Source organism: Zobellella maritima (assembly GCF_003075035.1).
GTDB classification, from domain to species: domain Bacteria; phylum Pseudomonadota; class Gammaproteobacteria; order Enterobacterales; family Aeromonadaceae; genus Oceanimonas; species Oceanimonas maritima.
The window spans coordinates 2,347,885-2,363,136 of record NZ_QCZE01000001.1 but is presented as its reverse complement, the minus strand read 5'-3'; the positions used below and the strand labels follow the sequence as shown (position 1 = coordinate 2,363,136).

At 56.8% G+C, this 15,252-nt stretch carries 15 protein-coding genes; 11 read left to right on the top strand and 4 right to left on the bottom strand.

Annotated features, from left to right (window positions below):
• Nucleotides 1–601: 601 nt before the first annotated feature.
• On the bottom strand, nt 602–1,444 hold the full coding sequence (locus DCS96_RS10930) for a Tim44 domain-containing protein (RefSeq protein ID WP_116474295.1): 843 nt from the start codon (nt 1,442–1,444) through the stop codon (nt 602–604).
• A 298-nt stretch (nt 1,445–1,742) separates the two neighbouring features.
• Here DCS96_RS10930 and dnaB point away from each other — a divergent pair, with 298 nt between their 5' ends.
• Nucleotides 1,743–3,137 carry a replicative DNA helicase gene (gene dnaB / locus DCS96_RS10925; protein WP_116474294.1) on the top strand — a complete coding sequence of 465 codons (1,395 nt, stop codon included), beginning with the start codon at nt 1,743–1,745 and terminating at the stop codon, nt 3,135–3,137.
• Nucleotides 3,138–3,146: 9 nt separating this feature from the next.
• Entirely contained in the window at nt 3,147–4,229 is a 1,083-nt protein-coding gene (alr, locus tag DCS96_RS10920) for an alanine racemase (RefSeq protein WP_116474293.1), read from the top strand.
• Between the two features lie 146 nt (nt 4,230–4,375).
• Here the strand turns inward: alr and DCS96_RS10915 are convergent, their stop codons facing one another.
• Together DCS96_RS10915 and zur are read right to left on the bottom strand one after the other, a co-directional pair.
• Nucleotides 4,376–4,582 (bottom strand): hypothetical protein, encoded by a 207-nt coding sequence (locus tag DCS96_RS10915; RefSeq protein WP_116474292.1) that lies wholly within the window; start codon nt 4,580–4,582, stop codon nt 4,376–4,378.
• A gap of 40 nt (nt 4,583–4,622) precedes the next feature.
• Nucleotides 4,623–5,060, bottom strand: coding sequence for a zinc uptake transcriptional repressor Zur (zur, locus tag DCS96_RS10910; RefSeq protein ID WP_116474291.1), 438 nt, complete (start codon nt 5,058–5,060; stop codon nt 4,623–4,625).
• A 134-nt stretch (nt 5,061–5,194) separates the two neighbouring features.
• Here zur and dusA point away from each other — a divergent pair, with 134 nt between their 5' ends.
• The 5 genes from dusA (at nt 5,195) to oxyR (ending at nt 9,816) form a co-directional block, all read left to right on the top strand.
• On the top strand, nt 5,195–6,184 hold the full coding sequence (gene dusA, locus DCS96_RS10905) for a tRNA dihydrouridine(20/20a) synthase DusA (RefSeq protein WP_116474615.1): 990 nt from the start codon (nt 5,195–5,197) through the stop codon (nt 6,182–6,184).
• 29 nt (nt 6,185–6,213) lie between these two features.
• Nucleotides 6,214–6,450, top strand: a complete 237-nt coding sequence (locus tag DCS96_RS10900; protein WP_198650004.1) for a YdcH family protein — start codon at nt 6,214–6,216, stop codon at nt 6,448–6,450.
• Between the two features lie 162 nt (nt 6,451–6,612).
• Nucleotides 6,613–7,341, top strand: a complete 729-nt coding sequence (locus tag DCS96_RS19065) for a glutathione peroxidase (protein WP_116474289.1) — start codon at nt 6,613–6,615, stop codon at nt 7,339–7,341.
• A gap of 59 nt (nt 7,342–7,400) precedes the next feature.
• A complete protein-coding gene (locus DCS96_RS10890; RefSeq protein WP_116474288.1) occupies nt 7,401–8,852 on the top strand; it encodes a dihydrolipoyl dehydrogenase in 1,452 nt (483 codons plus the stop codon).
• Nucleotides 8,853–8,922: 70 nt separating this feature from the next.
• Nucleotides 8,923–9,816, top strand: coding sequence for a DNA-binding transcriptional regulator OxyR (gene oxyR, locus DCS96_RS10885; RefSeq protein WP_116474287.1), 894 nt, complete (start codon nt 8,923–8,925; stop codon nt 9,814–9,816).
• 143 nt (nt 9,817–9,959) lie between these two features.
• On the opposite strand, the gene DCS96_RS10880 is transcribed toward oxyR, so the two are convergent.
• Complete coding sequence (locus DCS96_RS10880) at nt 9,960–12,350, bottom strand: penicillin-binding protein 1A (protein ID WP_116474286.1); 2,391 nt, start codon at nt 12,348–12,350, stop codon at nt 9,960–9,962.
• Nucleotides 12,351–12,539: 189 nt separating this feature from the next.
• On the opposite strand from DCS96_RS10880, the gene pilM reads away from it, so the two are divergent.
• Genes pilM through DCS96_RS10860 form a run of 4 tightly spaced genes read left to right on the top strand, consistent with a single transcriptional unit; the run spans nt 12,540 to nt 15,248 of the window.
• Nucleotides 12,540–13,598 carry a type IV pilus assembly protein PilM gene (gene pilM, locus DCS96_RS10875; RefSeq protein WP_116474285.1) on the top strand — a complete coding sequence of 353 codons (1,059 nt, stop codon included), beginning with the start codon at nt 12,540–12,542 and terminating at the stop codon, nt 13,596–13,598.
• The gene (locus tag DCS96_RS10870) at nt 13,586–14,146 is read left to right on the top strand and encodes a PilN domain-containing protein (RefSeq protein WP_116474284.1); all 561 of its coding nucleotides are present in this window, start codon (nt 13,586–13,588) and stop codon (nt 14,144–14,146) included. Before pilM ends, DCS96_RS10870 begins: the two co-directional genes overlap by 13 nt.
• Nucleotides 14,143–14,733, top strand: coding sequence for a type IV pilus inner membrane component PilO (locus DCS96_RS10865; protein WP_116474283.1), 591 nt, complete (start codon nt 14,143–14,145; stop codon nt 14,731–14,733). The genes DCS96_RS10870 and DCS96_RS10865 overlap by 4 nt, the downstream gene beginning before the upstream one ends.
• A complete protein-coding gene (locus DCS96_RS10860; protein ID WP_116474282.1) occupies nt 14,730–15,248 on the top strand; it encodes a pilus assembly protein PilP in 519 nt (172 codons plus the stop codon). Before DCS96_RS10865 ends, DCS96_RS10860 begins: the two co-directional genes overlap by 4 nt.
• Nucleotides 15,249–15,252: the final 4 nt, after the last annotated feature.

Genomic DNA, 15,252 nt, shown 5'->3' with positions numbered 1-15,252 from the left:
TGGAAGAAAAGGCGCCTGCGGGCGCCTTTTCTGTTTTCGCTTACTGATAAAGCCACTGCTCATACCAGTCCCATTAAACAAATGAGCTATTTCATTTCTGTGTAAACGTCGGACAAAAGGCCCGCTCTGCCGACCCGCTCAGACGAATGACACTCAGGGTTTCAGCCTACTGCGAATATTCACTGGATACTCGGTCAGGCTGAAACCCCTCGTCACGGCGAGACAAGCTCGCCCCCTCTGCGCTCAGCACATGACATCCTTGTTATGTGATGGTCGGTGGAGTAGCTCCCTTTGTTCTCCTTAATGCTCCGGCATCGCCTGTTAGAACTGCTTGCAGGCAACTCGGTGTAGCTGAAGAGGCAACAGAGAACGTCTCCCCCGACCGTGAAATGCCATGGACGGCATTCCCGTGCCCCAGGGATGGTTTACGGCGTGTCGTGGGAGACGGCTGTGTTGCCGCTGAAACGATGGCCCAAATATGATCATATGTTTAGTGTGATTGGTATTATTCCGAACCTCATTTCCATGTCGCTTTTGACAAAACATACAGAAAAAGAAAAGGCGCCCGCAGGCGCCTTTGTCAGTTTGGATTGGAAAACGCTCAGGCATTTTCTTCCAGGCCGACGACCAGCCAGGGGGCATTGGCCTGGGTGAGATCCCGCTCCAGGTGCCAGATCTCGTGGATATCCTGCTCAAGCGCTTCCTGGCTGTCGCGATAGCGGCCGCTGAACTTGACGCTGACCTGGGCCTGATAAGAGGTGTGATCGGCGCGAACCAGTTCGGCATCCACAAACATCACTTCGGTGTGCTGCTCGCCGGTCAGTGTGGCCCGCTCCTGGCTCAGCTCGGCAAACAGCTCGGGGGAGACATATTCGCGGACTTTTTCCAGATCGTTGATGTTCCAGGCCTGCTGCAGGGTGCGGTAGTGGTCGCGGGCTCCCTGCAGGAAGGCATGCATATCGAAACCGGCAGGCAGGTTGAACGGCACGTCGCTGGCGGCAAAACCCGTCCCAGCGCTGGCGGCCTGTGGGGCAGCGGCAGGCGCTTCAAACTGCTGCGGGCCGTTATAGGCGGCCCTGGGAGCAGGTGCCTTGCTCTGGCGCAAGGCCTTGATGATGCGGAAGATCACGAAGGCGGCCAGGGCGATCATCAGGAAATCCATTATCTGGAAGCCTTCGAAGGCGCCGGAGCCGAGCAGCCAGGCGAGCATGCCGCCGGCCAGCAAGCCACCGAGCAGGCCCCCCATCAGGCCGGATTTTTTCGGTTGCTGAGTCTGACCGTTGCTGGCGGTATTAGTGGTTTGTTTGGTTGGCTGGCTGGGTGCGGTCTTGAAGCTCTTGCCGACCGAACGGCTGCTGCCGAATTTTTTGGCCTCAGCGGTGAAGGAGGTGGTGCTGATACTGACCGCGAAGATCAGGGTAAACAGGGCCAGAAATTTACGCATGGTATTTTCCTTGTGTTACAGATAGGCAACATCCTAAAGCAGGGACATATTATGTCAACCAGGGATGGGTTTTATTTAATCAACTTCGGTATTTCGGGTAGTATGTTCCGTCGACACTCGGCACCAGCAAAGAATATGGATATCAATGCCCATCAGCGAAACAGATATTGAACGAGCGTTGGTGTTATGGAGCCGGTGAAGTCCATTTGCCCCTTAACCGGCGGGCTTTTTGGCGCCAGGCTTTATGCCGCCCCCAAAAATCCCGATAATAGCCTTTTCCCCGCACCAGAGACAGCCGATGACAGAGAAAACCGCCAGCAAGACAGACAAGGCCGTGGCTCAGCTCAAGATGCCCCCCCATTCCTTCGAGGCGGAGCAGTCGGTACTGGGTGGTCTGTTACTGGATAACAATGCCTGGGACCGGGTGGCGGAGAAGGTCTCCGAAAGCGATTTCTACAGCCGTCCCCACCGGCTTATTTTTCAGGCCATGCAGAGGCTGGCCCAGGCGAATAATCCGGTCGATCTGATCACCGTGCAGGAGGAGCTGGAACGGCACGAAGCCCTGGAGACGGTCGGCGGTTTTTCCTATCTGGTAGAGATTGCCAAGAACACCCCCAGTGCCGCCAACATAGGCGCCTATGCAGATATAGTGCGGGAGCGGGCGGTGGTGAGGGAGATGATCGCCGTTGCCAATGAAATTGCCGAGGCGGGTTTCGACCCCCAAGGCAGGAACTCATCGGATTTGTTGGACCTGGCTGAAACCAAGGTCTTCAAGATAGCCGAAAGCCGTACCAGTGCCAATGAAGGCCCGCAACCGTTACGGGTGCTGCTGGAGAAAACCATAGATCGTATCGAAGATCTGTATAAAAACCCCCATCAGGGCATCACCGGGGTGTCCTCCGGCTACACGGATTTGGATAAAAAAACTGCCGGACTCCAGTCTTCGGATTTGATTATAGTGGCGGCCCGCCCCTCTATGGGTAAAACGACTTTTGCAATGAATCTTTGCGAGCATGCTGCACTAACAAACGACAAACCAGTACTCATTTTCTCCTTGGAAATGCCATCAGAGCAGATTATTATGCGGATGCTTGCCTCCCTCGGGCGTATCGATCAAACCCGCATACGCACGGGGCAACTGGATGATGAAGACTGGGCGCGATTGTCGTCGACCATGGGCATGTTGCTGGAAAAGGGTCAGCTCTATATAGACGACTCTTCCGGCCTGACCCCGACCGAAGTGCGTTCCCGGGCCCGCCGTGTGGCCCGGGAACACGGGGGGATCAGCATGATCATGGTGGATTACCTGCAATTGATGACGGTCCCCAGCCTGTCCGATAACCGGACCCTGGAGATAGCCGAAATCTCGCGCTCGCTCAAGGCGCTGGCCAAGGAGCTGAGTGTGCCCGTGGTGGCCTTGTCCCAGCTCAACCGGAGCCTGGAGCAGAGGGCCGACAAACGGCCGGTCAACTCGGATTTGCGTGAATCCGGCTCTATCGAGCAGGACGCGGATTTAATCATGTTTATCTATCGTGATGAGGTCTATCACGATGACAGCCCGGACAAGGGCATCGCCGAAATCATCATAGGCAAGCAACGTAATGGACCTATAGGCAAGGTCCGGCTGACATTTCAGGGGCAGTATTCCCGCTTTGACAATTATGCCGGACCGGATTTCGATGATGATTATTAAGGAGCTGTCATGGATGCGAAAGGGGCGGTGGCCCGTATCAACCTGGAGGCGATCAGGCATAATCTGAATGTTGCTAAGCGTCTGGCCCCCCAGGCCAGGGCGATTGCGGTGGTCAAGGCCAATGCCTACGGACATGGAGCCCTGTCGGTGGCGGCAGCCCTGCCAGAGGCGGACATGTTTGCCGTGGCCCGTTTTGAAGAGGCCCAACAGCTCCGTGCCGGCGGTATACGCCACCCCATACTGCTGCTCGAAGGCTTCTTCAATCGCGCCCAGCTGGAACAGGCGGCGCTGCAGAATTTCCATATTTGTATCCACCATCTGGCCCAGCTGGAGACCCTGGAACAAACGCCACTGACAGCACCGGTGACCGTCTGGGTCAAGATCGATTCTGGTATGCACAGGGTGGGCTTTCGCCCGGAACAGGTGGAAGGTGTGTTCGCCCGCCTGGCCCGTTTGCCGCAGGTGATTCAGCCGGTGAACGCCATGACCCATTTCGCCCGCGCCGACGAGCCCGATCAAAATGCCGTGACCCAGGCTCAGATAGACGAGTTCAAGCAGCTTACCCAAGGGCGGGTCAAGGCCACGGCCCTCTGTAATTCCGCAGGGGTGCTGGCCTTTCCCGAGGCCCATTGTGACTACATACGCCCGGGCATCATGCTCTATGGCATCACGCCGTTCGGCGATCAGCAGGGCACGGATTTCGGTCTGCGTCCGGCCATGACCTTTACCTCCAGTCTGATAGCGGTGCGCGAGCACAAGGCAGGCGAGCCGGTCGGCTATGCGGGCTCCTGGGTAAGTCCGCGGGATACCCGCATCGGGGTGATTGCCGTCGGTTATGGGGATGGTTATCCCAGGACCGCACCAGCCGGTACCCCCGTACTGATCAATGGTCGCAAGGTACCGCTGGCCGGTCGGGTATCGATGGATATGGCCACCGTCGACCTGGGACCGGAAGCCACCGATAAAGTCGGTGACGAGGTGATTTTATGGGGCGAAGGCCTGGCGGCGGAAGAAGTGGCCCGTCATGTGGGCACCATCGCCTACGAGCTGGTGACCCGGATGACCGCACGCCCCCGTCTGGAATATATTTAGGGGGAGCCCGTTACTGAGCATGAGTGCCGCTTCGGGGCTGGGCACGTCCCCGCCCCAATTAGCGGCAGGGCGTCGGCCCTTTACTCGCTTGCTCGGGTCGGGCTGTCTGCCCGGCCATCTCCTATAGAGCCGACATCCCACCCGGCTCAGTTTTCAGGGCGCCACTGATATAACCATTCATCCTTGCCCGGGTTCCATTTTATATGTATCCAGGGCTGCTCCGCCTGCCAGCTGGGGAAGGTGATTTCTACCTGGTTTTCTTCATATTTGTACAGCGAGGTGTTCATATCCACTTCGCTCAGCGCCATGAACAGGATCCCCAGGATCAATATCCATTTGATTAGAGTACCCATAAGACTCCCTCTTATCGGCTGAATCCGGCCGTTCGTTCCTTCATGTTTTCCGGCATTGCCCACAATGGCCGTGAGCTTCTATGGTCTGGTTGGTAATGGCGAAGCCATGTTGCTCTGCCTGTTGGTTAAAGGCCTGATTGATGGCCTCATCATGCAATTCGATCACCAGGCCGCAGTTGTCACAAATCAACAGCTGCATCGGATGATGCTTGGCGAAATGATCACAGAATAAAAAGGCGTTCAGTGATTCAACCTTATGCACAAAACCCTGAGACAGCAAAAAATCCAGGGCTCGATACACGGTTGGTGGCTTGGCATTGGGTTCCAGCTGCTTGAGTCTGTCCAGCAGTTCATAGGCGCTGACTGCCCCCTTGTGCTCGGCGAGCAGGGTGAATACGTGGCGCCGGGTCGGGGTGAAGCGTACGCTGCGTTGCTGGCATAAACGTTCGGCTTGTTCCAGCTGTCGTTGAACAGACATATGTATGGCAGAGATCCTGGTTATCGTTTGTCGGCATATTAGCACAGGCCGGCATAACTTTGACGGATCCGGATTTGGGTCTGTGGGTGGGCTTGGGTATAATGCGCGCCTTTATGAGCAAAAAGTCATCAATTATGAGTCAGTACCCCAGTGCCCGCTTCTCCGTTGCTCCGATGCTCGATTGGACGGATAAACATTGTCGCTATTTTCATCGCCTGCTGAGCCGACATGCTCAGCTGTATACGGAGATGGTGACCACCGGCGCCATTCTCTATGGCAAGGGGGATTACCTGGCATTTAACGAACAGGAACATCCGTTGGTGCTGCAACTCGGCGGCAGTGATCCTCAGGCGCTGGCCCAATGCGCGGTGATGGCCGAGCAGCGGGGTTATGACGAAATCAACCTGAACGTCGGCTGTCCCTCCGATCGGGTGCAAAACGGTATGTTCGGTGCCTGCCTGATGGCAGAGCCGGGACTGGTCGCCGACTGTGTCGCGGCCATGAAGGCGGTGGTGGCGATCCCGGTGACGGTCAAGACCCGCATCGGCATCGATGAGCAGGACAGCTACGAGTTTCTCTGTACCCTGGTGGAGTCTTTGCTGGCGGTGGGTACCGACGCCCTGGTGGTGCATGCACGCAAGGCCTGGCTGAAGGGGCTGAGTCCCAAGGAAAACCGGGAAATCCCCCCGCTGGACTATGAGCGGGTATACCGGCTCAAGGCGGATTACCCCGGATTGACCATGGCCATTAATGGCGGCATCAAAACCCTGACGGAGGCCAGGGAGCACCTGCAGCATCTTGATGGTGTCATGCTGGGACGGGAGGTGTATCAAAACCCCTATCTGTTGGCGCAGGTGGACAGGGAACTGTTCGGTGCGCAAACGGTGGCGCCCAGTCGGCACGAGGTGATCCGTCAGCTGTTACCCTATATTGAGCAGCAACTTGGCAAGGGTTGTTACCTGGGCAATATTACCCGCCATACCCTGGGCATTTTTCAGGGGCTGCCCGGCGCCCGTGCCTGGCGTCGGCACCTGAGCGAGAACGCCCATAAGCCCGGTGCCGGTATAGAAGTGGTGGAGGCGGCGCTGGCCAAGGTACCGGAGGAAATGCTCGTCTATAGTTAAATTATCCCCTGTCAATGAGGAGTTGGCTAATGAGACATGCGCTTACCGACGAGTTTCCCGAATATGCAGAAAAAATTCAGGAGCTCAAGCAGAACAATCCGGATTTTGCCCAGCTGGCTCGAGAATATCATAAGCTGAATCATGAGATAGAGGGACTGGAATCCCGGAATATGCCCATTTCCGATGCTAATTTTGAAGAACTCAAATTGCGCCGTCATCAGCTCAAGGATCAGTTGTACAAGGGATGGCTGAACGGCCAGAGTTAAGATCCTGTTATAGAAGGAATGGGGAATGGATAAGCCATTCCTCATTTCTTATATTGATAGTCACAGGCTATCAGTTTTTGTTATTTAAACGATTTAATATATCAAACTGAACCCGGCATACTGAGTCCATCGAGTGAGTGAACAACCAAACGAGGACATCTTATGTTGACCAACAAGACCGGCCAAAGCGTACCCCAGGTAACCTTCCGTACCCGTCATCAGGATCAGTGGCTGGACGTCACCAGCGACGATATCTTCAAGGACAAAACCGTGGTGGTGTTTTCGCTGCCGGGCGCCTTCACCCCGACCTGTTCTGCTACCCATCTGCCACGCTATAACGAGCTGGCACCTGTGCTGTTCGAAAACGGCGTCGACGACATCGTCTGTATCAGTGTCAACGACACCTTCGTGATGAACGCCTGGCTGGCGGATCAGGAAGCCGACAATATCCGGGTGATCCCGGACGGCAATGGCGAGTTTACCGACGGCATGGGCATGCTGGTGGACAAGCAGGATCTGGGCTTCGGCAAGCGCTCCTGGCGTTATTCCATGCTGGTGAAGGATGGCATCATTGAAAAAATGTTCATCGAGCCGAACAAGCCGGGAGATCCTTTCGAAGTGTCCGATGCGGACACCATGCTGGAATACCTCAACCCCGAAGCCAAGAAACCGTCTGCGGTCAGCATCTTCACCAAGCCTGGCTGTCCGTTCTGCGCCCGGGCCAAGCAACTGTTGCTGGACAAAGGCATGCGCTTCGAAGAAGTGGTGCTGGGCCAGGATGCGACCAGTATCACCCTCAAGGCCATGTCCGGACGGACGACGGTACCGCAGGTATTTATCGATGGCCGTCATATCGGCGGCAGCGATGAGCTGGTCGACTATCTGGCTTAGGCAAATGGATGGGGGCATGGGCCCCCATATTTTTTCCGGATTTCTGATGAGGAAAAGCGATGAAACAGATACAGGTTGATGTGGCGATAATCGGCAGTGGTACCGCCGGTCTTGCCGCCTACCGGGGTGCCAAGGCTCATGGCAAAAGCGTAAAGATGATTGAGGCCGGTCCCTATGGCACTACCTGTGCCCGGGTCGGCTGCATGCCCTCCAAGCTGTTGATTGCCGCCGCCGACAGTGCGCATCAGCTTGCACGGGCCCCCGGCTTCGGGGTGCATATCGACGGAGAGATCCGTATCGACGGCAAGGCGGTGATGGACAGGGTCAAACGGGAGCGGGATCGTTTTGTCGGGTTTGTGCTCGAGTCGGTCGATTCCATTCCTGCCGAAGACCGGCTAGAGGGGCGGGCCCGCTTTGTCGATGCCCATTTGTTGGAGATCGATGGACACACCCGTCTCGAAGCCGAGTCCATTATCATCGCTACCGGTTCCCGTCCCACCTACCCCTCGCAATGGGACGAGCTGGGCGATCGCCTGCTGGTCAATGATGGTGTCTTTGACTGGGATGATTTACCCGAGTCGGTGGCGGTATTCGGACCCGGAGTGATTGGCCTTGAACTGGGTCAGGCCCTGCACCGCTTGGGCGTCAAGGTATGGATGTTCGGGGTGGGAGGGCAGGTGGGGCCGCTCACGGATCCACAGGTGATGGATTATGCCTCCCGGACCTTTCGACAGGAATTTTACCTGGATGAGGATGCCAAGGTCACGAGGATGGAGCGTCAGGGGGACGGGGTCGCCATTGACTTTCGTAACGCCGATGGCGGTACCGAGCAGATTCAGGTGGACTATGTGATTGCCACCACCGGTCGTCGCCCCAATGTGGATCGGCTGGGCCTGGATCGGCTGGATATCATGCTGGATGACAGGGGAGTGCCAATCGTCGACGCCTATACCATGCAAACCAGCCTGCCTCATGTGTTTGTGGCCGGTGATGCCAGCAACCAGCTGCCGCTGTTGCATGAGGCGGCGGATCAGGGGCGGATCGCAGGCTATAATGCCGGCCGCTTCCCGGATATCCGCGCCGGCTTGCGTCGCAGCACGCTGTCGGTGGTCTTTTCGGATCCGCAGATCGCCATGGTGGGAGTCAGCTACCGGGAGCTGGAAAAACGCTACGGCGGATGTGACTGTTTCACCACCGGCGAGGTCAGTTTTGAAGATCAGGGGCGCAGCCGGGTGATGTTGCGTAATCAGGGGCTGCTGCGGGTCTATGGGGAACAGGGCACCGGCCTGTTCCTCGGTGCCGAGATGATAGGCCCGGATGCGGAACACCTGGCGCATTTGCTGGCCTGGGCCCATCAACAGAAAATGACGGTGGCGCAGATGCTGGACATGCCTTTCTATCATCCGGTGATCGAAGAAGGGGTCAGGACAGCGTTACGGGATCTGAATGACAAGCTGCACCTGGGGCCGAAAATTATCGACCGTTGCATGGAATGCGGGGTGGGGGACTGAGCTGGGCCTTTCTATTTTGTGCAAAATAAGTAAATAATGCACCCAGACGTAGTAACGGATAGGAAAAAGTGTGAATTTAAGGGATCTGGAATACCTGGTTGCCCTGGCCGAAGAGCGGCATTTTCGTAAGGCGGCAGAGAAGTGTTTTGTCAGCCAGCCAACCCTGAGCGGCCAACTGCGCAAGCTGGAAGATGAGCTGGGGGTGGTGCTGATGGAGCGAACCTCGCGCAAGGTACTCTTTACCCCGGCAGGGGATGCCATAACCACCCAGGCCCGGCGGGTGCTGGCGGCGACCAAGGAGCTCAGGGATATCGCCCGTACCTTTACCGAGCCCATGTCTGGTGAGTTGCATATCGGCTTGATCCCGACCGTCGGTCCCTATTTGTTGCCCCATATTATTCCTGCCCTCAAGCAGCATTTTCCCGAGTTGCATATTTACCTCTACGAAGCCCAGACCCAGGTATTGTTAAAGCAGTTGGCCGATGGGGAGCTGGATTGCCTGATCCTGGCCAAGTTGGATGAGATGGATAACTTTGGTTCCATTCCCCTGTATCAGGAGCCCATGATGCTGGCCCTGCCCGATGAGCATATCTGGTCTACGCGGCAGCAGGTCGGATTGAGCGAGCTGAAGGGCGAGAAGCTACTGATGCTGGAAGATGGGCATTGCCTGCGGGATCAGGCCATGGGTTTTTGTTTTGCCGCCGGTGTAGGCGAGGATACCCATTTTCAGGCGACGAGCCTTGAGACCCTGCGCAACATGGTGGCGGCGGGTTCCGGCCTGACCCTGATCCCCAAGCTGGCGATTGGGCAACAACATGAAGCGGCGGGGGTTCGTTATCTGCCGGTCACTGATCTGGAGCCGAGCAGGACCATTTCCCTGCTCTACCGGACCCACTCGGTCCGGCGGCCCTGCTTCAATGAAATGGCCAAGGTGATCAGCAAGATCATGTCGTCATTGTTGTGAGCCGAGTAGCCCAAGGGCTCCTCGGCAGGCCGGGACTGGGTGCCCTAACCGATGCGTCCTGTCCGTGAGGGATTCCTTTGGAGATGCTTTCAGAGCGTGCCATCAAGCGCATCGGCCACCGGCTCGGTTGCAAAACCTGACGGTTAGAACAATTCCTCGGTGACACTGCGTTCACCAAAGCCCTCGCCCGGCTGATGAATAATGGTCACGCGCCTGAGTTCTTTCCCTATTTCAAAATACTCTTCCCTGGTATCGACGCTGGTATCCGTGGTGATTTCACCCGTATAGGTATCTATCCGTGCGCTGTACAGGTTGGCGGGCACGGCCCTGGAGCGTACGGGAAACTCGGCCAGGGCGGCCTTCATGTAATCAATCCAGATAGGCAGGGCGGTGCTGGCGCCGAATTCTCCACCTGACACCTGGGAGGATGGCAAGTTGGGGTTATAGGCCGTCCGTCCCAGGGGACGACTGAAATCATCGAAGCCGACCCAGGCGGTAGCGACCCTGTCCGGGGTAAAGCCGGAAAACCAGGCATCCCTTGAGCGGTTGGTGGTTCCGGTTTTACCGGCAATATCCCGGCGCGCCAATGCCAGCCCGGCACGGCGACCGGTCCCATTCCACTGTTTTCCCCGGGTGCTGCCACCCCGGATGGCCGAGGTCAGGGCATCCGTGATCAGGAAGGCATTTTCCTCGGAAATAATGCGCTGGCTGACCGGATTGTGCCGGTAGATGATGTTGCCTCTGGCGTCTTCGATCCGCTCTACCACATAGGGCTCAACCTTGAGGCCGCCGTTGGCAAAGGTCGCATAGCCGGCTGCCATTTCCAGCGGTGTTGCCGAAGGCGAGCCCAGGGCGAGGCTTTCGGTCGGGGGAATATCCGAGGTATCGAAGCCAAATTGCTGGAGTCGGGTCAAGGCATGATCGATGCCGGTTTCCCGCAGCAGCCTGATAGAGACGACATTTTTGGAACGGGCCAGGGCTTCCCTGATCCGAATGGGACCATCGTACACATTGGGGGAGTTGCGCGGGCGCCAGGGCACGCCCTTGCCCGGATCCCAGCTGTCGATAGGAGCATCGTCGATCAGGCTGGACAGGCCAAAGCCCTGGTCCAGCGCGGCGGAGTAGATAAAAGGCTTGATATTTGAGCCCATTTGGCGCCTTGCCTGCTCGGCCCGATTGAACTTGTTCAGGCTAAAATTAAAGCCTCCCACCAGTGCGGTGATGGCGCCATCGCTGGGTCTGAGTGAGACCAGGGCACCATTGACCTCCGGTATCTGGGACAGCAGCCAGCCATCGGCCGTGGGGCGTACCCAGATTTGTGCGCCGGATTCGAGGATATCCCCGGCCCGGCGGGGAGGGTGCCCCTGCCGGCTGTCGCTGATATAGCGCCTGGCCCATTTCATGCCGTCCCAGGACAGCTGTTGTTTACCCTTTTCTTTCACCACTATGGTTGCACTGTGCGCCTGCACGGCCGTGACCACCGCCGGTTCGAGGGGCCAATAGCCAGGTTGTTCATCCAGGTATTGCTGAATTCGGTTGTCCTCCCAAGGACGGCCTTGCCACAGTTGCGTCTCGGCTCCCCGATAACCATGGCGCAGATCATACGCCAGCAGACGGTCGGTCAGGGCCCGGTTGGCGGCCTCCTGCTCTTTGGCATGGACCGTGGTGTAGATGTTCAGGCCCAGGCCGTAGGCGCTCTCCCCATACCTGGCCAGGGCGAATTGATGCGCCATTTCGGCCAGGTAGGGGGCGCTCAGGGTGATTTGGGTTCCATGATAGCTGGCGGCGACCGGGGCGGCCATTGCCAGCTGATAGTCCTGCCGGCTGATCTTGCCCAGTTCCAGCATACGGCCCAAGACCAGGGCTCGGCGTTCGGCTGCCCGCTCCGGCGAGCGTATTGGATTCAACAGCGACGGAGCCTGAGGCAAGCCGGCGATCATGGCCATTTCCGCCAGGGTCAGTTGATCGACTGTTTTGCCGTAGTAGACCTGGGCGGCAGCACTGACACCATGGGCGCGATTTCCCAGGGGGATTTTATTGAGGTACAGCTCAAGAATTTCCCCCTTGGTCAGCAGGCTTTCGATATGCAGGGCGAGGAAAATTTCCTTTACCTTGCGGGTGACGGTTTTTTCCCTGCTGAGGAAAAAATTGCGGGCAACCTGCTGGGTAATGGTACTGGCGCCCTGACGCTTTTCTCCTGTGGTCAGCCAGACCATGGCGGCGCGGGCAATGCCGATGGGATCTATGCCCGGGTGCTCATAGAAACGGGCATCTTCCGTCGCCAGAAATGCATCTATCAGCAACGGCGGCAGTTGTGCCAGGGTCACCGGGTCCCGCTTTTGTTCGCCAAACTGGGAGATCAGCTCGCCATCCTGACTGAGGATACGCAGGGGCACGTCCAGCTGAATCTCCCTGAGGGCCGATACATCCGGGAGATCGGCCTTGACCTGCTGATACAGTGCAAAGACGGCAGTCGTGCCGGAAAACACCAGGAAAAGACATAATAAAAACAGGCGAGAGAGCCATTTGAGCATTAGTTGCTAACCCAATAAACTATTTGTGGATCAATGGTGTGCAAGTATATTTTTGTTCGGTAGTGTGCAAGTATATCGTGTGGATGGGGGCTTGTTCGAGCGCTTTGTTTTTATTAAATAATTTACTGCAAATCCGATTGGGTCTGCCTATCCTTACCCATACCCGTCACAACAAACGCATGGATGCCTATGTTGAGTCTATCGAAAGACAAGAATACCCAGTGGCTGGTAGGTATCGATTTTGGTACCAGTCATATCAAGGCGGTGGCGCTCAAGGGGCGTCCCGGCCACTATCAGCTCGAGGCCATCGGCTCCGTTCCTACCCCCAAGGGCAGCCTGGTCGATCATCAGATTCAGGACGCCGAGCAAATCGGAGTTGCCCTCAAGCAGCTCAGGCGCCAGCTCGATTGCCGTTACGATAAGGTGGCTACGGCCGTGAGTGGCAGCAGTGTCATTACCAAGGTGATACTGGTGCCCCGTAACCTGAGTGTCGAAGAGCTGGAAAATCAGGTGCTGGCCGAGGCGGAGCAGCATATTCCCTTCCCACTTGATGAAATCAGTATCGACTATGAAAGCCTGGGGCCGGACAGCGCCCTGCCGGAACGGGAAGACATATTGCTGAGCGCGGCGCGCACCGACAACATAGGTACCCGCATCTCCGCCCTGGAGGAGGCCGGCTGGCAAACCAAGGTAGTAGATATAGGCGTGCACGCCCTGGCGCGTGCCGTCAAGGTCTGTCTGGATATGGAAGACCCCCGGGTACGGGTCCTGGCCCTGGTCGATATCGGCAGCGAGTGCCTGACTTTTGCAGTGATGGATGGAGACGAAATCATCTATAACCGCTTGCAGAATTTTGGCGGTGCCCACTTTACCCGGGAGCTGGCCAAGATAAGCGAGTTGTCGCTGGAAGAGGTCGAGCAGGCCAAGCTCAATAACGGCCTTCCCGAGGTGGTGAGATACGATATAGAGCAGCAGCATATCAACGCGATACTGCAGCATGTTCGCCGAAATATTCAGCTTTTTTGCAGCAGCTCAGGTAAGAAGGCGCCCCAGGGGCTGGTCTTGAGCGGGGGCGGCAGCTTGCTGCCCGGGTTGACGGACGTACTACGCCAGGAACTGGGTATGCCGGTTATTCAACCGGATTTTGTCTCCCTGTTCAATGGCAAGGAATCCGGTGGCATTACGGGCGCAGCCTACATGACGGCACTGGGTCTGGCCCTGAGGAGCTATACGCCATGTCCAATATAAACCTCTTGCCCTGGCGCGATGCGGTTCGCGCCCAGCAAAAAAAACAGTTCTGGCTCATTCTGGCGATATCGGCGTTGTGCGCCTTGACCCTGATGGTGGGGATCAACCTGTGGATCATCAAGCTGATAGACAAACAGCAGGCGCGTAATCAATTTCTGCAGAACGAGACGGTCAAGCTGGATGTGGTGTTGGGACAGATCAACCTGATCAAGACTCAGCGAGAACAAATTCTGGAACGCATGCAACTGATTGCCGGTTTACAGCAGAGGCGCAATTTGTCGGTGCGATTGTTCAATGAGATGCCGGAGCTGGTCCCCCCCGGTGTCTACCTGAGTTCGTTGAAGGTGGAGCAAGAGCGTATCGATGTGGTCGGTAAGACCGAAGCCTATAACCGGGTGGCCAGCATGATTCGCCAGATTGAAGACAGCGACTGGCTGGCTGATCCCATGATTAGCACCATCTTTGCCAGCGATACTCAGCCTATGATCCTGAATCAGTTCTCCATGTTGTTTCAGATGGCGGACAATAGGCAGGAGGTAGCCGAATGAACTGGCAGAATATCAATGAACTGGAACTGGACTTCGACAATATTGGGCAGTGGCCCAGGGCCGCCAGGATCATCGCCATCCTGATCATGTGTGGTCTGGTGTCGGCGGGCTTCAGTTACCTGTTTATCAGCGACAGCCTCAAGGGGTTGGAGCAGGCCCGCGCCCAGGAAATCAAGCTGAAGGAAGTATTTGAAGAAAAGGCCAGGCTGGCGGTGCTGCTGCCGGAATACGAGAAGCAGGTGGCCGAGCTGGAGGAGCAGTTGACGGAACAATTGAAAAAACTGCCCAATGGCCTGGAGGTTGCCGGTCTGCTGGATGACATCAGTTTTATCGCCACCGACAATGGCCTGCAGCTGCAGCGGATCAACTGGGAGTCGGAAAAGCCCAATGATTTTACGACCGAGCTGCCCATGCGCATCATTGTAAGCGGAGACTATCATCAGTTGGGCCGTTTCGCTGCCGATATCGCCGCCTTGCCGCGTATTGTGGTGATTGACAGCTTTGATGTCTCCCGGGCCGGTAACGAACGGCTAAACATGAGCATGCTGGCCAAAACCTACAAATACAGTAAGCAGGAGGCGCCATGAAAAACCTGTTGCTACCCGTCCTGCTGCTATTGGTGAGCGCATGCAGTGATGAGGACAGCGATCTGAGAGTATATGTTGCCGAGGTCAAGGCGCGGCCGAGCAATCCGCCCGAACCCTTGCCGGACACGGCGGAGTTTGTGCCCGAACCTTATCGTTCGGTGAGTGAACGCAGTCCTTTTGCCCAACCGCAACCGGAGGAAATGGTGGAGCAGGTTGCCCGCAATCAAACCTGTGATCCCCTGGATACCGAGCGTAAAAAAGAGCTGCTGGAACAGTACTCCCTGGACAACCTGTCGCTGCGGGGCACCCTGGGGGATGGCCGGAGTTTATGGGGGCTGGTCCGTACTCAGGACGGCGTGACCCACCAAGTCGGTGTAGGTCACCACCTGGGTCTGTATAACGGAAAAGTTACGGACATCAACAACGAAGAGCTGACCCTGACAGAATATATTCCCGATGGTAAGGGGTGTTGGCAACCCAGGGTGACACAACTGACCTTGTCCAAAGGCGGATAACAAT